The organism is Mastigocoleus testarum BC008 (genome assembly GCF_001456025.1).
Lineage (GTDB): Bacteria > Cyanobacteriota > Cyanobacteriia > Cyanobacteriales > Nostocaceae > Mastigocoleus > Mastigocoleus testarum.
In genome coordinates this window covers 233,948-258,466 of the sequence record NZ_LMTZ01000096.1, presented here as the reverse complement: position 1 = coordinate 258,466, position 24,519 = coordinate 233,948, and the positions used below count along the sequence as shown (strand labels likewise).

The window sequence follows — 24,519 nt, the reverse complement described above, 5'->3', positions numbered from 1 at the left end:
CCTAAACTCTAACTCCCAAGTTATCATCAATTTCGTTCTCGTAGCGCATATAAACTACAAGCAAGCTATGTACAAAATCAGAAATTACAATTATGTTCGTGGCTCTGCAGGTATTGCAGCTAGAAGCTGAACGCCGATGCGACACCGCAGCAGGCTTTGGTGTTTACAAATTACCTTAGTATCTCGCTTGTAAGCTAGCTGAGTCATTGCGTACTGTTGGGTATTGATATTAGGAATTATTTTTCACTCCTGAATTCTCAGACAAAACTAAGAAGGAGAAAATTATTATGCACATACGCCACATTAAAAGGTTAGTTTTTGTCAGTGCTGGGATATTAGCTCTTAGTGTTGCTGGTTGCAAACCAAATGCACAAGCCCAAAATCAAAATACCGAGCAAGCATCATCTCCTCCTGCTGTAGAAGTTAAAAAGACTCAAGCTGATGTTCCTTTTGTTCCAACACCAAATGAAGTTGTTGAGCAAATGTTGAAAATGGCTAATGTTTCCAATGGAGATGTTGTTTTTGATTTGGGTAGTGGTGATGGTAGAATCCCTATTACTGCTGTGCAAAAATATGCTGCCAAACGTGCTATTGGTATAGAAATAAACCCTGACTTAGTTAAGCAAAGTCGAGAAAATGCAAAAAAAGCCGGTGTTTCCGACCGGGTTGAGTTTTTACAACAAGATTTGTTTAAGACTGATTTGAGGGATGCAAATGTGGTTACCCTTTACCTACTTCCTGATGTTAACTTAAAGCTCCGACCCAAGTTATTTGAGGAACTTAAACCTGGTACTCGCGTTGTTTCCCATGCTTTTAATATGGGTGACTGGAAACCTGAACGAGAAGAACAGGTAAAGGCTAATAATGGTCGTACATATACGCTTTACCAGTGGACTATCCCTGAGAATGTTCCAAATAATTTGCGTTCTTCTCAAAAATAATTGGTATACGCCCGCGCCTAACGGCGAATGGTAATTGGTAATTGGTAATTGGTAAATTTTTACTTGATGATTTTTGTACTAACTACTCCTTTCCTACCTTAAGATTACCTGTTAAAGAATATCTCTTCCTGTTTCCACACTTCTCACACTCATTCAATTAAGCAAACTCCTACTACAGTCGCGGGTATCTATTCTTGATATCGCCGAACCTATTTGCCAACATACCAACTGGTATGTATGATGTAAGTCATGCATGTTTATTTTCATAGTATGGCAGTATCAAGACTGATAGAACAAAGAGAAACCAAGCAAAAGTTGTTAGAGACAGCACTTAACTTAATTTGGCAAAGTAATTATGATTCGGTCGGAATTGTTCAAATTTGTGATCGAGCAGGGGTAACAAAAGGTGCTTTCTATCACTATTTCAAATCAAAGGCTGATTTGGCAACTGCTGCTTTTGAAGAGCATTGGCAAGGTGTTAGAGTCGATTTAGATCGGGTTTTCTCATCTCAGAATTCTTCTTTAGAAAGGATTGATAAATATTGCGATTTAATCATTTCTATGCAAGAGAAAAAGCAAGCTCAAAGCGGTCGTGTTGTTGGTTGTCCTTTTATTTCCAGCGGACAAAGTACAACGGAAGATAAGCTCAAAAATTCATCTGCTGAAATTATTGACCGCATGACCAAATACTTTGCTTCTCTTGTTGCTGATGCACAAAGAGAGGGTATTGTCGGTCGAGATTTAGACCCACTAAAAATAGCTCTCTATATGTATGAATTTGTACAGGGAGTTCTAACCTTAGGAAGAGTTAAAAATGATTTAAAAATTGTTAAAACAGACCTGAGACCTGGACTCTTAAGAATACTCGGTATTAAAAGCTAGTTTTTCGGATCTAAATTTCTTGAATCTAAATTTCTTACCTAATTTCTTGAATCTAATTTTTTACCTAAGTTTTTTTAATCATTAACATACCGACTGGTATGAATAAAATTTTCAAATCTTAATAAATTAGATTTTCAGCAATTAAATGCGAATAAATCAAGTGTCAATGAATCAAATATCAATTATTTGAGGAGTATTAATCTTGAGTATTGCTCTTGAGTATTAATAATTCAAGAGTTGACCATTCAGTTTTAAGTCTTACCAATTACCCCCGATTACCCAACTAAAAACCATGAATGAACTGCAACCACCAGATATTGTTTTAGATAAGCAGCCAGAACATCAGACGGAAACTAACTCAGATAATTCTTCTGGTATTAATTCTTCTGATATTTCTGTGGATGTAAATCAAATAGAACAAAAACAGTCGTCATACCCCACTCAAAAACCAGGAAAGTCTTGGTTGTGGATGATTTTATTGCTGTCGGTTGCAGCTAATGGATTCGCCTTGTGGAGTTTTATATCTCCCTTAAAGCAAACACCAGAACCTATTGCGAATGCAGCGCAAACACCACCACCTCGACCTGTGGAAGTTACCAGATTAGCACGGGGTAATTCAACGAGACGGATTCAGCTTTTAGGTCAAGTGGAGTCTCCCCAAAGAGCAACAATTAGGGCGCAAACAGGAGGTGTAATCACCCAAGTCTTGAAACAAGCAGGCGATCGCATAACTCCAGGAATGACAATTGCAGTCATTGATGATGCTGACCAAAAGTTAGCCCTATCTCAAGCTCAAGCTCAGTTAGCACAGCAGCGAAATAATCTAGCTCGCTTGGAAGTTGGGACTCGACCAGAAATTATTGCTCAACGTCAAGCTGCAGTAAGTTCTGCAAAAGCACGAGAACAGGAAGCGATGGATAATCTCCAACGTCAAACTGCATTAGTTAAAGAAGGTGCGATCGCCCAAAGAGTTTTAGTCCAAGCTCGCACAGCAGTTGATGATCGAAGGGGAGAAAGATTAGAAGCTGAAGCAGAATTAGCAGAAGCACAAGCAGGTCCTACCCGCGAAGAAATTGCAGCACAAAGGGCGAATATGGCTGCAGCAGTAGCAGCGGTGAATCAAGCGAAATTAGGATTAGAACGTACAAATATTAGAGCAAGTTCTGGTGGAGTCGTTTTAGAAAGACAAGTTAGTCCTGGCGACTACGTACAAACAGGTAATGAAATTCTTACCTTAGTTGCAGGAGAAAGACTTGATATTTTCTTGGAGCTACCAGAAAACTTGAGTGGTAGAGTCCCATCAGGGAGTAGAGTTGTATTGACCGCTCGTGCACTTCCACAATGGCGGGGAAATGCCACAATTACAGGGGTAGTACCTTCAGCAGAAGCTGCATCTAGGCGACAGCGAGTGAGGGTAAGGTTAGATAATCCACCCCAAGGATTATTACCCGGAATGGCAATTTCAGCGAATTTAGAACTACCCGGAAATACACCAAGTTTTGTTGTTTCCCGCGATGCATTAACTAGAAGACAAAACCAGTGGTTTGTATTTGCTGTAGAGAATGGTCAAGCAAAACAGCTTGAGGTGGAAATGGTTGCAGATATGGGCGAACAAGTAGCGATCGCTAGTAATGAACTACAAAATGGTAAGCCCATTGTATTAAAAGGTGGAGATGGACTTAGAGATGGTGCAGTGGTCAAGCCTTTATAGGGGATTGGGGATTAGGGATAGGCGATTGGGTATCTATTAATTATTCATTATTTGTTGTTTATTACTTATTTTCTTTTCCTAATCGCCAGTCCCCAGTCTCCAATCCCTAATACCCTACAAACCCATGACAGATGAACGAAAGTTACAAATTGGTTTAGCAATTATTCGTCTTTCTACAGGAGTATTTTTCCTGGTTTGGTCGTTAAGAAAATTGTTTCAACCAGAATCTACCCAAAGTATATTTTCTACTTTTTACTTTATCGGTAACGTATCGCCCGTAGTTTCCTATGTTATTGGTGCAATTCAAACTCTGATAATCCTTGTTTTTATGGTGGGTTTATTCAAAACCTGGACTTACGGCGCGTTACTAGGAATGCATACAGTATCAGTGCTTTCCACATATGAAAGATTATTAAATCCTTACGAAAGACCAAATACTTTATTTTGGGCTGCTGTCCCCGCTCTGGGAGCATTAATAGCTTTATTTATAGTCAGAGATAAAGACCAATTGCTGACACTGGGGAAGAGGAGGTAATGAGTAATAAGTAATAAGTAATAAGTAATAAGTAATGAGTTAGGAATCAGGGCTAATGAATTACTCAAGTACCAATTACCAATTACCAATTACCAATTACCAAGTACCAATTACCAATTACCAATTACCAGTTACCCATTACCAGTTACCCATTACTCCTGACTTCTGACTTCTGACTCCTGACTCCTTACTCCTTACTCCTTACTCAAAACCGATGAACTTCATCAAAACTGCTGTCCGTTGGCGACATGGAACTTTTGTTCTATTCTGTATTTTGGCTTTATTCGGAACTCTATCTTTATTAAACCTACCCCTAGAGTTACGACCGGGTGGAGAACGTCCGGAAATTACTATTACTACTCCTTATTCTGGTGCAAGTCCCACTGAAGTTGAAGAATTAATTACTCGTCCCATCGAGGAAAGATTACAAGAAGTCCAGGGAATACAAGAAGTTACTAGTAGTAGTTCTTCTGGTAACAGCACTATTAATTTAGAGTTTAACTGGGATATTGATATCAATCAGCGCTTAGTGGATGTTTTAAATAAACTCCAACAGGTAGAACAACTTCCCGAAGAAGCTGGTGAATCGGATGTAGAGATTGTCAGTGGTAGCAGTAGCCCCATGATGTGGGTAATTCTGACTCCCAAGGAAGGTTTTACTCCTGATGACAATCATTACCGCGACCTAGTTGATGATGTTGTCATTCCTAGGTTTCGACAGGTTCAAGGGGTCGGTCAGTTTCTGATTTCTGGGGGAAAAGAAAGAGAAGTTGAAGTGATTGTTGACCCCAAAGCTTTAGCTGATCGCAATTTGAGAATTGGTGATGTAGTCAATGCGCTGCGTAGCAATAACCGAGATATTCGGGGTGGTCCCTTAGTTTTGGGACGAAGGGAATATCGAGTTCGTACAGTTAGCCGTTCGACGGATGTTAAACAGTTAGAAGATTTTATTTTAAGACGAGATGAGTCGGGAACGGTTTATCTCCGAGATGTTGCTCAAGCTCGGATTGGTCGGGGTATTCAAGACCGCGCCTTAATTCGTAATAATGAACCTGCGGTAGCTACAGGAATTATTCGTCAACCCAATGCAAATGTACCAGAAATCTCTAAAGGGATTCGTCAAGCTCTCAAGGATTTAGAAGCACGGTTTGACCGGGAAGGAGAAGGTATTACCTTTGATATTCCCTATGACGAAAATGACTATATTAATGAATCCATCTCCTTTGTCCAAGGTAATTTGATGATGGGGGCTGTCCTCGCAGCTTTAGTATTAGTATTATTTTTGGGTTCCCTGCGAACGGTTGCAGTAATTGCAATTACGATTCCCACTACATTAATTACAGTTTTTATTGTCTTTTCCTTGTTAGGGCGATCGCTCAATGTGATTAGCTTAGCTGGGTTAGCCTTTGCTGTGGGGATGGTCGTAGATAATGCGATCGTGGTCTTGGAAAATGTCTTTACCCATATGCAACGGGGTAAATCTCCAGTTAAAGCTGCAATCGAAGGAACTCAAGAAGTTGGTGGAGCGATGTTAGCTTCGACTTTAACAACTGTAGCTGTATTTGCTCCGATTATCTTAGTTACAGGTGAAGCGGGACAATTATTTTTTGATATCGGTATCGCCCTTTCAACTTCGGTGATGTTTTCTCTGTTTGCTGCATTAACCTTAGTTCCGATGTTGTCGGGGTTATTTCTCAATCCAGCAGAAGCTGAACGAATCCTTCAGGGAATGGGGAATAATCAAGATGGGAAGGTAAATATAAATCAGAACAATGAGTTTAACACTCAAAACTTACAGAACTTACCTACGAATAACCAAACTACAGTCATTGCGACGCAGGTTAGCGGAGCGTTTCCGCAAGGAAATAGCAATCTCAAACGACCGAGAATTAATAAGAAATGGCTAAGTCCTAATTTACTTGAAAAAGCTGTTACTAAAACTTCAGCCGGATTTCTATTCTTCCAACGCAAGTTAGAGAAGTTTTTACTGTTAACTGTGGGTTGGTCCATTGGTGAAAAACGCAAAGGTAGACGCTTGGTAGTTTTAACAATTCCGATCGCGCTTTTATTTGTAAGTTTTCAATTACTACCACCTGCAGACTACCTACCCGAAGGAAACCGTAATCTAATTTTGTGGTTGTCTGAACCATTCCCCGGAACCAGCATTCCTGAAGCTATCAAACTTTCCCAAGGAGCAAGAGATTTTGTTAGCGAACAACCAGAAGTCATGCGATCGCTTTATGTCCATCGAAACGGACTCAGAGCAATTGCAGCTTTTGTCAAACCAGAGGAAGCAACGGGTAACAAACTCGATGAACTAGTCGATCGCATGCGTGCAGTTAGTGGTAATTTCCCTGGTTATCGTTTTCTCGTTCCTCGACGCGTTTCCATTTTCCGAGACCCCGGTAAAGAATTTGAAGTTAACCTGATTGGACAAGACCTGGAACAGTTAAATCAATTGCAGCAAAAATTAATGCAGCAATTAAGGGGACTAACTGGGGTGCAAAACGTCCGTTCTAATTTTGTTACTGGAGCACCAGAACTTCAAGTTATTCCTAATCGGGAACGTTTAGCAGAAGTCGGACTTTCGGAAGCAGATTTAGGAGCGATTGTCGAAGCTGCATTGGGAGGTTTACGAGCTTCCGAGTTTACCGATGGTCGCCGAGAGTTAGATGTTACGGTTGAGTTACAAGATACATTCGTTGAAACACCAGAACAACTACGTCAGTTACCTTTAAATATTGGTAATGGTCGCCAAGTGCAACTTGCAGACGTCGCCGATGTCGTTGAAGCCACAGGACCAGATGCAATTAACCACGTAGATTTAGAGCGATCGCTAACTCTCACTGTGCGTTTAGCCCGAGAAGCACCTCTAGGTCAGTTAATCGAACAAACCGAAGAGCAAATTCTCGACCCCCTGCGCCAAACTTTACCAGCAGGTTTTCGCCTCGAACTGGCTGGTTCTGCAGATGTGTTATCGGAAACCTTATTTCAATTGGGGTCAACCTTTGTTCTATCCTTGGTAATTACTTATTTACTGCTGGTCGCCTTATATCGTTCCTTTACCTACCCAGTATTAATTATGGCGACAGTTCCCATGGGAATTACTGGCGCACTTTTAAGTTTGGTCCTTGTCAATTCTATTCCTGGTGTAGTGGTTCCCCTAGACATGATTACCGGTTTAGGATTCGTTATTCTCACCGGGATTGTTGTTAACAATGCAATTTTGTTAGTTGACCACGCTTTGCATTTACAAAAAGAAGGCAAAGATTATGATACTTCCCTTTATCTATCAGTAAAAGACCGTCTGCGTCCGATCTTTATGTCTGCTGGAACTAGTGTGTTAGGAATGTTACCTTTGGCTGTAATTCCTGGGAAAGGTGCAGAACTCTATCAGGGATTGGGAATTGTGCTGACGGGTGGTTTAGCGTTTTCTACGATTCTGACCCCAACTGTTGTACCTGCATTGATGGGGTTGCTACGGGATTTCTCTGGTGGGAATCCGCCAAAACCTCAAGATGAAGAAAGTTTAGAGTTAGTTGTTGCAAATCATAACGGTAATGGTAATGGGAATGGTAAAGTGAGTGTTCCATTAAATTGAAGGTAATGTGTTTGTGTTTGTAGTTGCGCTTTAGCGCTATTAGCATCGCTAGCGTATACCCTAGGTATTGCTTGTCCACCAAGATATAGCGCAACTACAAGCCTTAATTTTCATCATTTGATTCATTTATCTTTAATTCAGCATGATATGTATTACCTTGTTCTAAGCCATATTGATTGATATTTGATTTACGTATGTATATCGTCACGAGCATGGAAATGTATACTGTGATGAAAAATCCAGCACATGCAAATGCGATCGTGAGTGATTTAATAAATATACTTTTATGTTGAATATTCCCAAAACTATTAGAATTTGATATTTTCTTGCATTTAGAGGGAGGTAATGTTGCTGTTTCTGTGAGTTGAGTTGGCTGACCTAAGTTTCTCAAAGCTTCTAATGCATCTGTAGCAGAATAAAAACGCCGAGCACAGTCAGAGCAAACCATATTATCTAAAAATTGTGCGAATTGGGGGCTAACTTGCGCTTCATTGCGAATGATTTCGTGGATATCTTCATCTATTTCTTTGGGATGACGTCCAGTTAATGCTTGAATCGCAATCATTCCCACAGCATAAATATCACTACTGAATTGGGGAACACCTTTTTCTTGTTCTGGTGCAGTGTACCCAAGAGTACGTATAATAACAGTTGATTGGGAGTTAAATCTTTGGGAATTCAATCTTTGGGTACTTACTTGTTTAACAGCACCAAAGTCAATTAAAACTAGTTTGCTATCTTTATTTCTCCTGAGAATATTACTAGGTTTAATGTCGCGGTGAATGACTTTTTGATCGTGAACAAAGGTCAATATTTCTAAAATCTCAATTAATAAAGCAATTACTTGTTGCTCCTTCTTTTTTTCTCCAGCAGTCAGTTCTTTATTTAGTTCGTGACCAACGATCAATTCTTGGACAAGATAAAATTCTCGATTTTCTTCAAAGTAAGATAATAATTGTGGAATTTGCTTGTGCTTACCTAATTTCTCTAAAACTTTAGCTTCCGTATCAAATAAACGTTTAGCTGTTTCTAAAGTGAATGAGTCTGTTGATTGAGTTTTTAGTTTTTTAATAACGCATTGAGGTTTACTAGGTAAGTGGGTATCTTGGGCGATAAATGTTTCTCCAAATCCACCTTCTCCTAATTTTCTGACTATTTTGTATCGTTTATTAAGTATTTTGTTGCACACAGCTTTACTCCCCCGGAAGCCTGAATAAGCTAACTTTTATCTTGACAGTTACACGTCTTAATTCTTGTCGGAGCATGTCTGTAAGGAGTTACGACTTTATGAATGAATGTATGAGTTATGTGTAACTTGGTATTGGAGTAGTTAAGTTCCTAAATTAGGGACTTAAATTATGGACTGTTGAGTCAAAAAATATAAGTTCTAATAATTAGACTCAAAAAATAATTTATGACAAAAAATAATTAGGGCGCACGTCGGTGCGCCCCTACGGATAAAATATGGTGTGATTTATTTTTTAGAAATTTCTCCATTAACTAACGTTTTAAATTTACCTCTTGGGAAGTGGGTTTAATTTCGGGTGATTCAATTTCTGAATTAGGGTTATGCACTAACAGCAGAATTGCAACAATTAATACCCATAAAAGTAGAATAGAAGGAAATCGATGTTTGGGAAAATAGTAATCCTTTTCACATTTAGGACAAGCGTAATGATGTGGGTCAGAAGGGTTTGCAACAAATGGGCATTGATATTGATCGTATTGACTATTACGATTTGAAATCATATTTTGCATCCTAAATTTTTATTGAATTTTTCTCAACATATTTATATTGACAGCCACATGTCTGAAGTTTTGTCGGCGAATGTCTTTGTGAACTTATGACTTTATGTATGACTGTATGAGTTGCGTGAAAGTTGTATATGGTTTGGGTTAGAGCTGGTTAAAATATACTCAGAGAATTATTCGTTGAGTTCATGGGTAGAGGTTCACTCAAAGCATCGAAAAAAGGAATCGAAGCAGCAAAAAAAGCTTTGCTCCGTAATGGGCTAACTCAAAAAGCTCTGGGAGAAACTTTGGAAATAAGTCGCTCAACTATCAGCAAATTTTTCAACGGTAAAACTGTAGAGCGCTACGTCTTTGAAGAAATTTGCAAGCGACTCAATCTGAACAGGGAAGAAACATTTGAACCTCCATCAGAGGAAGAACAAAATAATTGCTCGCGAATTGATAGTCTGGCGAAGGATATATTTCAAAAGATAGATCCCTACATTCAAGGATCCCAAAATCCCGAGTCGAATATGATTCTGCAAATTGACTTAAGCAGTATTTACATACAAATCAAGACTCTAAAACATAATATACGAGAACTAGTGCAGGGTATACGGCAACAGGTACAGGGCGATATTGAAGAATCTTGCGGTACCATGCGAGTTTTAGATATGACTCAGCCAATTAAGTTAGGAAGTATTTACACTCAACTCAATATCCTAGAGAAAATCACTGGACGTAGAAGAATTGACTTCACAAAGCTTGCAGGTGATGATTCAGAAACTTTTGACCGCTTTGGCTTAAGTCGGGTAGAAGAGAAGGGATTAGAAGGATTGGAGGTGGTACGTAAATATAATAAACTGATGGTACTTGGTAAGCCGGGAGCAGGAAAAACAACCTTTCTCAAATACCTAGCAATCGAGTGCAGTAAAGGAGAATTTATAAAAAATTGTGTCCCTGTATTTATTCCTCTCAAACAATTTGCAGAAACAAAAGATAAACCTAGTTTGCTTGATTATATTTCTCAGTGGTTAGATAAGTGTGGGTTGACAGAAGCTCAAGCCCAATTAGAGCAGCTATTAAAAGCAGGTCGATTATTGATTTTACTAGATGGTTTAGATGAAGTTCGAGAAGAAGATAGCGAGCGCACTATCAAAGAAATTCGAAATTTCTCCCAAGAATTTAGCCAGCCTCAATACATCAAAAAAATTCAAAAGTTTTCCCAAAAATATAACCAATCATTTTCCCAAAAATATAACCAATCATTTTCTCAAAAATATAACCAATCTTGGTACATTAAAAAATCTCAGTACATTAAAGAAATTCAAGATTTTTACCAAGAATTTAGCCCTCACCAATTTGTCATTACCTGTCGTATTGCTTCTAGAGAGTACACTTTTGAGCAATTTACTGAGGTGGAAGTAGCTGATTTTAAAGACGAGCAAATTAACAATTTTGCTAAATCTTGGTTTCAGATAAAAAAATTGGATCAGTACGCTGATGATTTCATTCAGCAGTTGAAAGATAATCCTCAAATCAGAGAATTAGCAACCAATCCTTTGCTGTTAACTCTTCTTTGTCTAGAATTTGAAGATGCGAGAAGTTTTCCTGCTGACCGTGCTGAACTGTACAAACGAGCAACTCAAACTCTACTGCGAAAATGGGATGATAAACGCGGAATTAAACGACAACAAGTCTACAAACAACTTTCTGTAAAACGCAAGGAAGATTTGCTCAGTCAGGTTGCTTTTAGTACTTTTAGGGAAAAGCATTATTTTTTCAAGCGAGAAATTGTAGAAAATCACATCGCTAATTACATCAGTAACTTACCAGATACACCCGCTGATACTGAAAAGTTGCATCTTGATAGTGAAGCAGTTTTAAAATCCATCGAAGCTCACCACGGACTGCTGGTAGAACGTGCAAAAAGTATCTACTCGTTTTCTCATTTGACTTTTCAGGAATACTTTACCGCCGAAAAAATTGTTAGTGAGCAAAAACTAGCAGATTTGGTGAAGCATATTACAGAAACACGCTGGCGGGAAGTTTTTTTACTCACAGCGGGGATGCTATCCAATGTAGATGAACTGTTAACACTGATGAAACAGCAAGTAGATAGACTGCTAGCAAAAGACAAGAAGCTACAGAAATTTCTCACCTGGGCCAATAGCAAAGCTAACTCTTTGGAAACAAGCTACAAAAAAGCTACAATCCCAATCTTTTTTTACATTATCCTCAACCGATACCTCAGTGCAGATCTTAGTCTAGAATCCAACCGAGACCTTATCCAAAATCTCAGTCGATACTTCAGTCGAGACCTCAAACTCAACTTCATCCTAGACCTAAGTTTAGACCTCAACCAAGACCTCAGCCGAGATCTCAAGTTCAACTTCAGCCAATACCTCAGCCTTAATCTCAGCCTCGAAATCATTCTCGACCTGTTCTTAAACCTCATCATCAATCTTAGCGAATACTTCAACCTCACCTTAGACCTCGATTGTGATATCATTCTCGACCTTAGCTTATACCTCAGCTTAGACCTGAATCTTTATATTGCTCCAGAAATGAAGCAGGAGTTACAAAACTTGAAAATGCAACTGCCCAAGGAAGATAGCGAACCAGAAATGATTAAGCAGTGGTGGCTCGAAAATGGTGAATCTTGGTCAAATCACTTGAGAAATGTAATGATTAAGTATCGTGATATTGGACATGACTGGGAGTTCACTCAAGAGCAAGAGAAAAGTTTGGAACAGTACCTTGATGCCAATAAGCTACTATTAGACTGCTTAGAAAATGGCTATGTCACCCGTGATGTCAGAGAAGAAATTGAATCAACCTTGTTTTTACCCTTCGAGCAAGTAAAAAATCAATTCGATAAAAATTTTGAATTAGAATTGTAGGCTGCCGTTAGCGACAGCGTAACGCACCACCATAAAGCATAACGAATTTCCAAAAAAATAATTTAAAAATAATTAATACCATAATTTATAACCTGTAGGGGCGCACATCGGTGCGCCCGAACAAACTCAACCTGTGTCCAAATCAACTTAACTTGCGTCCAAAAAAACCGATCTGCACTCAAAATAACCGACGCCTATTAAGCACGAACATTTGAATTAACGACCATCAAAGGAATATCTGCAGTTAAATTAACTCCTTGTTTCTGGTGATAAAGAACTAATTCCGAACCCTGCTCTAGTAAATAAGTGGTGGAATTTTTCTTAATATCAACCCGCAAAATGCCATCGCCAATTTTGAGAGCAAAACGCAAACTTTGAATGTCGTGAGGTAACTTGGGGTCGAAAGATAAAATACCATCTTCATCTCTCATCCCGGCGATACCATAAACCATTAACATCCAAGAACCGCCCATCCCAGCCATGTGACAACCATCTTTGGTGTTACCAGCAACATCGTGAAGGTCGATAAATACGCCACTGTCAAAGTACTGCCAAGCTTTTTCTAGATATCCCAACTCAAAAGCCATGATACCTTGAACCGCAGCCGATAAAGAAGAATCACCCGTGGTCAAAGGATCGTAGTAATCAAAATTGTGTTTCTTGCTTTGCAAGGAAAACTCCGAACCTAACAAAAACATCGCTAACACCAAGTCTGCTTGTTTAATCACTTGATGGCGATAAATTTCTAAAGGGTGAAAATGTAACAGCAAAGGATATTTATCAGCGGGAGTGTTGTCAAAATCCCAGAATTTCTTGCTGAGGAAGCTGTCATCTTGCGAGTGAATACCCATTTCTTCCTCAAAAGGAATGTACATTCGATCTGCTGCTCGTTTCCACTCTTTAACTTCAGACATACTCAACTTTGTCTTGTCTCGCAAAAATGCTAAATAATCGGGATAATTCTCAGACAGTAATTCGATGATGCGAACTGCATACTGCAAATTTAGCCGCGCCATCATATTAGTGTAAACATTATTGTTAACCACAGCAGTATATTCATCCGGTCCGGTGACATTATGAATTTCAAAGCGGTCTTCACCTTGAAAAGATCCTAGGGAAACCCACATTCTGGCGGTTTCCACCAACATCTCAGCCCCTTCTCGATACAGAAAATCTTCATCTCCCGTAACTTCTACATATTTCTTCAGGGCATAAATGATGTCAGCATTAATGTGATACTGCGCTGTCCCGGCAGGGTAATACGCTGATGCTTCTTCCCCATTAATGGTTCTCCAGGGAAATAACGCTCCTTTGAGGTTGAGTTCTTGCGCCCGTTTTCTTGCAGCATCGAGCATTCGATAGCGAAACTTGAGGAGGTTTTTTGCCGAATGGGGTGCGGTATAAATAAAAAATGGCAGTAGATAGATCTCAGTATCCCAAAAGTAATGTCCTTCATAAGCTTGACCGCTCAGACCCTTCGCAGGAATACCAGTTTCTTCTGCTCTTGCAGATGCTTGAAGAATTTGAAACAAATTAAAACGAATTACTTGCTGTAATTCTGCTGTCTGATAATAAGCTTCTAAGGAATCAAAATTAGCTTCAATTTGAATATCGCTCCCACGCCAAAAATCATCTAGGTATTGCTTTTGACTGGATAAAATACCAGACCAGCCTAGAGATACGGCTTTGTCTAAAGTGCTTTCCACTCGAGAGCATAAATTTTCCAGAATATCGCTATTACTCGTGTGGTAGCTGATGTACTTTGTAAGTTTAATTGCTACTCCTGCTTGCGCATTTACAGTAACGACAAACCTAGCAAAATTGCCTTCGCACTCAGTCTTACACTCATAAGGAGAACCAACTTCAATTTTATGTTCTACTCCACAAGCGAGGTTAATTTTACTATTGCGGGTTGTATGACTCAGAACAATTCGACGGCGATATCCCTGTGAGAGATGGGCGAAGCGATCGCGGTGAATTTGTGGTACTAAAACTTGACCCCTTAACCCGTTTGCTTTTCGAGGATCGCTTTCATTTACTTGCTTATAAGGTTCATTGCGCATTTCGGAAGAAATGACTACAGAAGCGTCAGCATTCAGAACCGTTACTTCATAAGCAATTGCCGCTAAATGTTTGTAGTCGTATGATACAATCCTCGTAGATCTAACCAAGACTTGCTTCCCTAATGCAGTTTCCCACAACAGTTCTCGTTGCAGGGTGCCGGTTCTCATGTCCAACATGCGCTCGAAACACAGCAAATTAGCTATATCTAGATCGAAGCATTCATCATCCACATACAATCTGATAGTTTTAGTATCCGTGACATTAACAATTGTTTGTCCGGTTCTAGCAAAACCATAAGCTTCTTCCCCGTAGACGATCGGCCATTTTTCATAAAAACCATTGATAAAAGTACCATTTTCGAATGCGGGTTTCCCTTCATCACTTACCCCACGCATCCCCAGGTAACCGTTACCAATGGAAAATATAGTTTCCATCCGAGGCGTCAAAGAACGATAGTATTGTTTCTCTACAATTCGCCAAGGATCCACAGGATATACATTTTTGGGAAGACTCAAACGCTTTTGCTGTCTCAGAAACATAATCTTCAAAACTCCGTTAGGTGGCTGATATGATTTATTCTCACAGCCGTCTCTCGGAAATTCTGTCTGTGACTGTCTTTTGGGACTGATAGCTTTACGATCGCGTGTATGATTTGGTGTATTTACGCAGCATCCTTATAGCTTTTCGTGCGTTACGACTTCCGTTTAACGCACCCTACGACACCCAATTTTTTATGCCCAGAGGGCAAACTTTGCTAATAATAATCAAACGGGAGTCCTATAGTTTCTAATTTTATTCAGCAAGCCCCAATTAGAAAATCAATTCTGAAAAATGTCCTAGGGCGCTATTCGCGACAATATAATGGATTGTTGTTAGCGACAGACAACATTGCGCAGCATCATCAAGCACCACAAATTTCCAAAAATAAAATAACTCACATAATGATTCATCACCTGTAGGGGCGCACCAACGTGCGCCCTAACGAGTTGTATATTTTATTTGTAATAATGTGACATTTTTGTGTCACATTTACCTGTCAATATAAAAATAAGCGGTTGTTAATAATTCCGAATTTCGTTCCCTAAGGACGCAATATTGCTGTGTTAATAAATCTAAATTTTTCTATTCCAAATAATAGTTTGTTTAGCTAACAATTTGCATAATTCTCGACTGGTCGAATTGACCACCTTGGAATAAATGCCCAGGCTTATAGAAAAGTCTGATAAATCAGACTGGGTAAGACTTTTAGTGCGTTTTAACATACTTAGGCTATTAGGCTGGAAATTAATTTCAAGGCGATATTTTGGACTGAACGAACTTGCTCTAAGTTATCAGTTTATTAGAATAATTCCCTACCTCCGTTACAAAGAGGTCTATTTCGCATGTCTAATTTCAATAATTTTTTATCAGATAAAAACTAATAGTTCAGTTAAAAACTATTGCTACCAAAATCGCACGCTTTGAGACGTAGCAATGCTGCGTCTCTACACAACCACGAAAATCAATAAATCAGGGAAGCGTCAATGATATATAAAATACCTTATAGCAGTGAAAATATTCCGGGGAAAATATACCTTTTCTTAGCAGTATTTATTTTAGCCTCTGCAAACCCCATCATCCGAAAGCTGACAGAAATTGGTTCTCAAAATCCCATCGATGGTCAGAATCCGATTTCATTTACCAACGTTTTATTTGTAGGAAACATCTTCGGTTTAATAGTTTTAACTATCATCTATCGCCGACAACTAAATTTTAATTCTATTAGACAGCTTTCTCTTTTCGACTATTTAAGCATTATCACAGCAGCATTTCTCTCAGGACTTTTAGCCCCCGGTGCAACATTTCAAGCACTTTCTCACACCATGGTAACCAATGTCATTCTAATTGGAAGAATTGAACCGCCAATCTTTCTAGCTTTATCCGTATGGTTGCTCAGGGAAAAAATAAATGCTTGGAAAATTGCTGGTGCGATCGTATCTTTTTCTGGAGTAATTATCACAGTATTCCTGCAAAGTATCTGGGAAGATTTGACCAGCCCGGAAGTATTTAGCACCGTGGGAATTGGTGAAATTTTTGCTGCAATTGCAGCCTTAGCCCTAGCAGTTTCTAGTATTATCAGTAAAACTCGCTTAACCCGGATCCCCATCGGGGTTTACATGATTTTTCGTACCACACTATCAACTCTAATTTTTTTATTTGCTGTTTTATCGATTCGAGGTACAAATCATTTTAGCGAATCTATCTTTTCCCCTATTTTGTGGCAATGGATGTTAATTTATGGCGCAATAATTGTTGGATTTGGTCAAACATTTTGGTTTAAAGGATTAAAGAAATCTAGCAGTTCCATGATTGCGATCGCAGGAGCATTTAATCCAATTGCAGCAATTTTTGCAGCTTATATTATTTTGAGAGAAGTACCTACATCAGCTCAATTAATTGGCGGTACGATTATTTTATTTGGAATTATATTGAGTTATTTTGGCAATTTGTCTCAAAGTTTGAACGCTGTAACCGTTAATAAAAATATCCAAAAATTACCAACATACAACCAAAAAACTTCTTAGAGACACATTCATTTTTATCAAAGTACATCTTTGGGATATATATCCATCTTAATTATCCCCTGCTAACATCCCCTAGTAATCTTCACAATCCCCTGGTAACCTTCACAATTGGGTAAAAAGTTTATAGAAAACTCAGTCGATTCTCATGTACTGCTAAGCTTGAATACCTATAATCACATCATAGGCAGCAGTTATTTGAAGAGTAATTTATGTCATTTAACTTCTGACTTGCCCATAGCGCTGACACTTTTGTGTCATATTTGCTTGTAAAACTAAAAGTAATAAGTCCTAAACAATTCTAAATGCAAATTCCTAAATTTGGGCAAATTATTGAATTCTGCTAAATCTTTTCAAATTAAGTCATTTTTGTAAATAATTCACACATAAAAGTATTTTAACTTACACTTAGTCATCCAAAAGTAACACAAAAAATCTTGATACATAGCAACTAACGGTGAATAAACAAGAGCATACAACTGATAACTGATAACTGATAACTGATAACTGATAACTGAAATAAAAACCCATGGCTCCCAAATTCTCCTTACCACAAACACTCACTCTTGCATCTGTATTTGTTGCTGGAGCAGCTTTTAGTTTACCAGTAACTCAACTTTTACCTACAATCGCCCAACCACAGCAGTCCGTTGCTCAGTTACCTACAGCACAGGGAATTCCCTCTAACTTTATTGCAACAGCAGTCGAGAAAACTGGTCCAGCAGTTGTAAGAATTGATTCTGGTGGAACAAGGCTTGGAAGACGAAGCGGTCGCAGAGGTCAGCGCGGTGTTGGTTCCGGTTTTATCATTGATTCAAACGGTACATTACTAACCAATGCCCATGTTGTTGATGGCACTAGTAGAGTTAGAGTAACTCTGAGTGATGGTCGTAGTTTTAACGGACAAGTTTTAGGTAGAGATAAACTAACAGATCTGGCTGTAGTCAAAATTTCCGCTAATAATCTACCAAGCGTAAAGTTAGGAAATTCTGATAGTTTGAAACCAGGGGAATGGGCGATCGCGATTGGTAATCCCCTCGGTTTAGACAACTCCGTAACAGCAGGAATCATCAGTGGGACAGGACGTTCTAGTGGTTTAGTTGGTACTCCTGACAAACGTCTCCGCTTCATTCAAACCGATGCAGCAATTAATCCAGGAAATTCCGGCGGACCATTATTAAATCAAAGAGGCGAAGTAATAGGTATTAACACAGCAATTATTGGACGCGCCCAGGGATTAGGATTTGCAATTCCCATTAATAGAGCGCGTACCATCGCCAATCAGTTAATTGCTGGGGAACAAGTTCAACATCCCTATCTGGGAATTAGTATGGCTACACTTACACCAAGCGTCGTAGAAGATTTGACCCAAGAGGTTAACCTACGGGTTGCAGCCAATGAAGGAGTTTTAATTTTGGACGTCGCCAGTAATTCTCCCGCAGCAAGAGCTGGTTTGAGAACAGGCGATGTAATTCAGCAAATTGATGGTAGAAGAGTTACAACCGCCGATCAGCTACAACAGCAGGTAGAAAAAACTTCCGTTGGCGGTAATGTCGGTTTAGAAGTGAACCGCAATGGTCGCAACTTGAATATTAATATTACACCCGGTCAGTTTCCGGTTTCGTAAGGCGACTGGGGACTAGCGACTGGCGATTGGGTAATGGGTAATTGGTAATTGGTAATTGGTAATTGGTAATTGGTAATTGGTAATTTTTTTCTTCCCAATCCCTAATACCTATATGGCTAACGCCACACAATACCTATCGCTGCACTACGTTCCGAACGGATCTCCCTACGCCGCAGGCTCTATGCCGCAAGGCGGTACGCAGTGCTTATGGCTCTTAGCGGAAGCGTGACGCCAGTCATACGCCGAGCTTCCGCTAACACCTACCCATTACCCATTACCTATTATCCAATCCCCAACCCCTAATTCACATGATTCTTGCTGTTGTAGCGAACTCTTGTACCTGCCCAAAGCAGCTTTTCACGCAGAGTCTTATAATACGAATAGTTTTCACGTAAAATAATAAACTTAGCCCGACAATCTGCCATACGTACATCTACTCGATGTCCCGGCCAAATCGAAGTCGCCAGTACGCTATCTGTCCACAACTTAGTACTTAAATCGTAATCACCTAATGGCCAAATACTAACAACAGAGCCAGGAGGTAACACAATTGGGCGACTGGAAAGACTCATGGGACAAATAGGCGTGATGGTCAGCGCTTCCATACCATCGTGCATAATTGGACCGTTAGCAGAAACCGTATAACCAGTTGAACCAGTAGGAGTAGAAATTATCAGTCCATCTCCTTGATACTGGTCAACTACTTCCCCATCGATTTCCATTTCCAAAACCGATGTAATCATTCGGTCGGCAGATGCAGGTTTAATACAAATTTCATTCAAAGCCAAATAACGCTCCGTTACTGGTTCCAAATGATTACCTTGTCCTTCATAGACTGCAGAATACAACATCATTCGCCGTTGTATAGCATAGCGGTCATCCGATAATCTATCCCAAACTTCTTCTGTGTTCTGAAATTCCTCAACGGATTCAGTTAAAAATCCCAAATGACCTCCCACGTTTACGGCCAAAATAGGAATACCAGCCGGAGCTAAATGTCTGGCTCCAGTTAAAACCGTACCATCACCACCAAGCACCACCGCCAAGTCTATTGATTGGGTTGCTGATGCCAAAAATACCGGATAGGGATTATCTTTTGGTCCACTCGGTCCAATCATGACTTGACAGTGGCGTTCTTCCAATTGGGAGGCACACTTTTCTGCCCAGCGTTTAGCTTGGGAATCCCGTGCCTTGTAGGCAATAATTACCTGCTTTAGGTCCACCTAAAATTACCACTTAAGGAGATTAAACTGCTCCATATCAACAGTATCGCGGTTGCGATAAATTGCAAGTACAATCGCCAAACCAACTGCTGCTTCTGCAGCTGCTACGGTAATCACAAATACTGTAAATACCTGACCTTTAATCGCATCAGAATCCATGAAATTGGAAAATGCCATTAAGTTGAGATTGACCGCATTTAACAGCAACTCGATAGACATCAGGACTCGTACGGCATTACGGCTGGTAATTAAACCGTAAATTCCGATGCAAAATAACGCTGCTGCAAGTAATAAGAAATACTCAAGTTGCATGAATTTTGATGTTGTTGGATTTCTCTGTCAGTTTATTGATTAGTTATTTGTCCAGCAATTATTAGCACAAAATAAGGCTAACAATGTTTAACTAATATTACTCATTTTCGCCACTAGCAGAGAATAATTCTCTAGAGCGTTCTGGTAAGGTTAGAACTGTTTGTTGAGTTTCAGAAGGTAATTGTTCTGGTAAGTACTCGCGACGTGCCAAGATAATTGCACCTACCATGGCAATCAACAGTAATACAGAAGCAAGTTCAAAAGGTAATAAATAATCGCTGAAGAAATGTTCGCCAATTACAATTGCAGTATTACCTACCGATGTTATGGATGTTGATGTGACCCAAGGTGTAGCTAAAATCATCACACCTAGTAAGGCAAATAATCCCAAGCTCACCAATCCAGTTAGTACCTTTCGTATCCAAGCACCAGGAAGCGCAACAAAATCTTCCCGTTTGTTTACCAACATGATTGCAAACAAAATCAGGACGTTAACAGCACCAACATAAATTAGTAGCTGAGCCGCAGCAACGAAATCGGCATTTAGCAGCAGGTACATTCCTGCAATGCTAATAAATACACCTCCAAGCATAAAGGCTGAATAAACGATATTTTCAAACAACACTACACCGAGTGCTGCACCAATCATCATTGCAGCCAAGATGCCAAATGAAACAAGTTGTACTCCTTGGGCGAGGTTCACTTTTTACGTCCTTTACTTATTTGTCAGTTGTCAGACTATACAAGAAAGTCAAAAGTCAAAAGTCATTAGCGGATCCGTAAGGTAGCGGCTCCGGATCCGTAGCTAGCGCAGCTATAGCTATAGCGTGTCCGCAGGACATAAGTCAAAAACAGACAGCGCCCCCAGGGCGTTAACGGAGTGGTGCGTAAGCACAGCAAAAATAAATTTTTTGTTTTTGACTTGTCTTGTTTTTGACTTGTTTTACTTTTGATTTGCTTTGCTTTTGATTTGTAGTTAATGGTCAGTTCATACGACCTGCAAATACGATCTAACTATCTAACAGATCGCTCCTACTAAGACTGACCACTAACTAGTTTATTTTTCCTGTTCTACAAGGTCTTCTGGGCGATCGCCAGCACGTTGTACATCAGCAGGAAGGTTGTGTGGATCCATTACACCCTTAGGTAAGTAAGCTAATTGGCGTAACGGTGTGACCATTGGGTCATCAGTGACTTTATAAGGTAAACGACCAAGCGCTACGTTGTCGTAGTTTAGTTCGTGACGATCGTAGGTCGCCATTTCGTATTCTTCTGTCATTGACAAACAATTAGTCGGACAGTATTCCACGCAGTTACCACAGAAGATACAAACACCAAAATCAATACTGTAGTGCTTTAGTTCTTTCTTTTTACTTGCTTTGTCAAATGTCCAATCTACTACCGGTAGGTTAATTGGACAAACGCGGACGCAGACTTCGCATGCAATACACTTGTCAAATTCAAAGTGAATTCTACCCCGAAACCGTTCGCTAGGAATCAATTTCTCGTAAGGGTATTGAACGGTTACAGGACGACGACTCATATGGTCGAAGGTTACAGATAAACCCTCACCGATATAACGTCCGGCTTGTACCGCTTCTTTACCGTAATCAACTACTTGTTTGAGGAACTTCAGCATAGTGTCTCTCTCTCCTTAACTTTCCCTTTAACCGCCAAAAGCTACAGGAAAGGCTAATTTTAGAGCTGCTGTGATGAGCAAATTAACCAAACCAATTGGTAGCAAAAACTTCCATCCTAAATCTAGCAATTGATCGATCCGAACGCGGGGTACTGTCCACCGCAATAAAATTGCTATAAATACTAGAAAATAAGCTTTGAGTACTGTCATGGTGATACCCAATGAAGCGGTAATCACCTGCAGAAGAGGATTTGTTTCGCTGACACCTAACCAGCCAGCTACAAGATTAATGGGAATTGGGAAATCCCAACCACCCAAGTATAAAATTGATACTAATAATGCAGAAAGTACGAGGTTGACGTAGGAACTCAAGTAAAACAGAGCAAATTTCATCCCTGAATACTCGGTTTGATAACCTGCAACGATTTCTTCCTCTGCTTCCGGTAAGTCAAAAGGCATCCGCTCACATTCAGCAAGAGCGGCAATCCAAAAGATAATAAAACCTACAGGTTGTCGCCATACATTCCAACCCAATATGCCGTAACCTGATTGTTGATTGACGATGTCAATGGTACTCAAGCTATTGGACATCATCACAACCGCAAGCACCGCTAATGCTAAGGGAATTTCGTAGCTAATCGACTGCGCAGCAGCTCGCAATCCTCCCAACAAAGAGTATTTATTGTTTGAAGCGTAGCCAGCCATTAACAGGCCAATTGGTTGAATGCTTGATAATGCAATCCACAAAAACACTCCAGTGCCTATATCTGTAATTACCAGATTTTGTCCAAACGGCACGATTAAATATGACAAAAATACAGGTAGTACAACGATAATCGGACCCAGTGTAAATAATAATGGGTCAGACTTCGCCGGTACTATATCTTCTTTGAAAACAAGCTTTAAGCCATCGGCTACGGGAGCAAGTAAGCCTAATGGACCAATGTATTCCGGACCAATTCTTTGCTGGGCGGCAGCAGAAATTTTCCGCTCCAACCAAACACAGGTTAGTACTCCCACTGTTGCACCAATAATCATTAGTATCATTGGCAGTGGCATCCAAACTGCTTTGGCTGTTCCTGCGGGTAGTCCTAAATCCTTGAGGGATTCTATAAAAGTTCCTTGGAGATCGATTCCTGGATTCATGTTTCCTTTATTTATTTCATCCGATCGCAGTCATTTACAACTACTAGTTGTATTAATACCTGTAAACGCCCCAGCAAATATCTTGTTGCCAAGATGATATTTTACTAAATATCTGAATTTGTACCCGCCTCCCATGCTTAGTATATACTTGGATCTTTTTCCAACTCATATCAACAGAAGCATTTTTGCTTATAGTATGAATTACCATAAGCTAACTATGCTCTTGGATGATAGCAATGGTTGATGGGCACAGGGCAATGGGCATGGGGTAATGGAGAATTTTGTGGTTTGAACTATGGCTAAACTCGAGCGAGCTAGATTTTCTCGAGTTAGATAACTAAGCTTATGGCATTATTGCCACTTCCTAACTCTAACCCTTGAATTGCCAGTGTCCTTCATCCCAATACAGATAGGACCGCAAAAACTACCCCATACCCTATGCCCTAAGACCTATGGCCAGTACCAATCTTTAACAATCTAAAGCAGCTCGACGCTGCTCTATTGGTATATATGGTACATTTTGCTTGCCGTTATAAACTTGAGTCGGACGAAAAATCCGGTTTTCTCCTAGTTGTTCTTTCCAATGTGCTAGCCACCCAGCGACTCTGGCGATCGCAAAGATTGGCGTAAAGAAATCTGTGGGAATTCCCAACTTTCTATACACCAGCCCCGAGTAAAAGTCAACATTGGGATAAACTCCTTTGTGACCGAGTTTCTGGCCAACAAAAGTTTCTATCTCTTGGGCAATGTCGTAATACTTATCATGTCCAAATTTAGCAAATAGTTGTTCTGCCAACTTTTGCAAAATTGTGGCACGGGGGTCTTTAACTTTGTAAACGCGATGTCCAAAACCCATTATTTTGGCTTTACGTTGTAAACGGTCCTCAATGTAAGGACGGACATTTTCTACCGAACCAATGTCTTCGAGCATTTGAATTACTTCTTCGTTAGCTCCTCCATGTAAAGGACCACCCAAAGTTCCTACAGCACTAGCTACAACAGCATAGGGGTCTGTTAGGGTCGAAGCCGTTACCCTAGCACTGAAAGTCGAAGCATTCATTGTATGTTCTGCATGAAGTATCAAGCAGACATCAAAAATTCTCGCAGCTAAAGGATCCGGAATTTCTTCGTTGAGCATGTACAAGAAATTAGCAGCATAATCTAGCTCACTGTGGGGACGTACTGCATCATCCCCGCACCGCATCAACTGAAATGTTGCCACCATTGTTGGAATATTCGCTAGGAGCCGAACAACTGCATCTCTGATATATGCTGGGTTATCTAAGTCGCGTCGTGAATAAAATAGACCCAATGCTGCAGCTGAAGCTTGGAGAGCATCCATTGGGTGACCACTTTCGGGGAAACATTTCATCATGTCCCGAATCCGGTACTTGATTGGTCGGTTTTGACGAACCTCATGCTCAAATACTGTTAGTTCTTCCGAAGTTGGAAGTTTACCCCAAATGAGAAGATATGCTGTCTCTAGAAACGTACTTTTTGAGGCAAGTTCCTCAATGGGGATGCCACGATACTCTAATATTCCCTTTTGCCCATCAACGTTACTGATTGCGGATTGGGCGGCGGGAATGCCTTCCAATCCAGGCCTATATTCGCACACCATCATGGCAATACCATTCACTTTG

General features: G+C 40.0%; 17 protein-coding genes. 8 read left to right on the top strand and 9 right to left on the bottom strand.

Annotation, left to right across the window (positions count from 1 at the left end):
• Positions 1-287 precede the first annotated feature (287 nt).
• The 5 genes from BC008_RS21175 to BC008_RS21150 all read left to right on the top strand — a co-directional run bounded on the left by BC008_RS21175 (position 288) and on the right by BC008_RS21150 (position 7,670).
• The gene (locus BC008_RS21175) at positions 288-941 is read left to right on the top strand and encodes an SAM-dependent methyltransferase (RefSeq protein WP_027846010.1); all 654 of its coding nucleotides are present in this window, start codon (positions 288-290) and stop codon (positions 939-941) included.
• Positions 942-1,211: 270 nt separating this feature from the next.
• Positions 1,212-1,823: a TetR/AcrR family transcriptional regulator gene (locus BC008_RS21170; protein ID WP_036267883.1), complete on the top strand. Its 612-nt coding sequence runs from the start codon at positions 1,212-1,214 to the stop codon at positions 1,821-1,823.
• A gap of 292 nt (positions 1,824-2,115) precedes the next feature.
• On the top strand, positions 2,116-3,534 hold the full coding sequence (locus BC008_RS21165) for an efflux RND transporter periplasmic adaptor subunit (protein ID WP_082650587.1): 1,419 nt from the start codon (positions 2,116-2,118) through the stop codon (positions 3,532-3,534).
• A 124-nt stretch (positions 3,535-3,658) separates the two neighbouring features.
• Positions 3,659-4,069: a DoxX protein gene (locus BC008_RS21160; RefSeq protein ID WP_058183815.1), complete on the top strand. Its 411-nt coding sequence runs from the start codon at positions 3,659-3,661 to the stop codon at positions 4,067-4,069.
• Positions 4,070-4,283: 214 nt separating this feature from the next.
• Positions 4,284-7,670 (top strand): efflux RND transporter permease subunit, encoded by a 3,387-nt coding sequence (locus BC008_RS21150; RefSeq protein WP_058183814.1) that lies wholly within the window; start codon positions 4,284-4,286, stop codon positions 7,668-7,670.
• A gap of 103 nt (positions 7,671-7,773) precedes the next feature.
• Here BC008_RS21150 and BC008_RS21145 read toward each other — a convergent pair whose 3' ends face one another.
• Positions 7,774-8,859, bottom strand: a complete 1,086-nt coding sequence (locus tag BC008_RS21145; RefSeq protein ID WP_058183813.1) for a serine/threonine-protein kinase — start codon at positions 8,857-8,859, stop codon at positions 7,774-7,776.
• A 311-nt stretch (positions 8,860-9,170) separates the two neighbouring features.
• Complete coding sequence (locus BC008_RS21140) at positions 9,171-9,419, bottom strand: hypothetical protein (protein WP_153009633.1); 249 nt, start codon at positions 9,417-9,419, stop codon at positions 9,171-9,173.
• Positions 9,420-9,610: 191 nt separating this feature from the next.
• Here BC008_RS21140 and BC008_RS21135 point away from each other — a divergent pair, with 191 nt between their 5' ends.
• Positions 9,611-12,304, top strand: a complete 2,694-nt coding sequence (locus BC008_RS21135) for an NACHT domain-containing protein (protein ID WP_027844694.1) — start codon at positions 9,611-9,613, stop codon at positions 12,302-12,304.
• Positions 12,305-12,501: 197 nt separating this feature from the next.
• Here the strand turns inward: BC008_RS21135 and BC008_RS21130 are convergent, their stop codons facing one another.
• The gene (locus tag BC008_RS21130; RefSeq protein ID WP_235595903.1) at positions 12,502-14,907 is read right to left on the bottom strand and encodes a glycoside hydrolase family 65 protein; all 2,406 of its coding nucleotides are present in this window, start codon (positions 14,905-14,907) and stop codon (positions 12,502-12,504) included.
• Between the two features lie 984 nt (positions 14,908-15,891).
• Between BC008_RS21130 and BC008_RS21125 the strand changes: the two genes are divergently transcribed.
• Entirely contained in the window at positions 15,892-16,932 is a 1,041-nt protein-coding gene (locus BC008_RS21125) for a DMT family transporter (RefSeq protein ID WP_036266544.1), read from the top strand.
• Positions 16,933-17,458: 526 nt separating this feature from the next.
• Positions 17,459-18,556, top strand: coding sequence for a trypsin-like peptidase domain-containing protein (locus tag BC008_RS21120; protein WP_027844693.1), 1,098 nt, complete (start codon positions 17,459-17,461; stop codon positions 18,554-18,556).
• Positions 18,557-18,855: 299 nt separating this feature from the next.
• Here BC008_RS21120 and BC008_RS21115 read toward each other — a convergent pair whose 3' ends face one another.
• The 6 genes from BC008_RS21115 to BC008_RS21090 form a co-directional block, all read right to left on the bottom strand.
• The gene (locus BC008_RS21115; RefSeq protein ID WP_027841526.1) at positions 18,856-19,779 is read right to left on the bottom strand and encodes an NAD(+) kinase; all 924 of its coding nucleotides are present in this window, start codon (positions 19,777-19,779) and stop codon (positions 18,856-18,858) included.
• A 6-nt stretch (positions 19,780-19,785) separates the two neighbouring features.
• Entirely contained in the window at positions 19,786-20,091 is a 306-nt protein-coding gene (gene nuoK, locus BC008_RS21110; protein WP_027841525.1) for an NADH-quinone oxidoreductase subunit NuoK, read from the bottom strand.
• Positions 20,092-20,188: 97 nt separating this feature from the next.
• A complete protein-coding gene (locus BC008_RS21105; protein WP_027841524.1) occupies positions 20,189-20,794 on the bottom strand; it encodes an NADH-quinone oxidoreductase subunit J in 606 nt (201 codons plus the stop codon).
• Positions 20,795-21,148: 354 nt separating this feature from the next.
• Positions 21,149-21,730, bottom strand: coding sequence for an NAD(P)H-quinone oxidoreductase subunit I (gene ndhI, locus BC008_RS21100; protein WP_027841523.1), 582 nt, complete (start codon positions 21,728-21,730; stop codon positions 21,149-21,151).
• A 27-nt stretch (positions 21,731-21,757) separates the two neighbouring features.
• The gene (gene nuoH, locus BC008_RS21095; RefSeq protein WP_027841522.1) at positions 21,758-22,876 is read right to left on the bottom strand and encodes an NADH-quinone oxidoreductase subunit NuoH; all 1,119 of its coding nucleotides are present in this window, start codon (positions 22,874-22,876) and stop codon (positions 21,758-21,760) included.
• Positions 22,877-23,345: 469 nt separating this feature from the next.
• Positions 23,346-24,500, bottom strand: coding sequence for a citrate synthase (locus BC008_RS21090; protein ID WP_027841521.1), 1,155 nt, complete (start codon positions 24,498-24,500; stop codon positions 23,346-23,348).
• Positions 24,501-24,519: the final 19 nt, after the last annotated feature.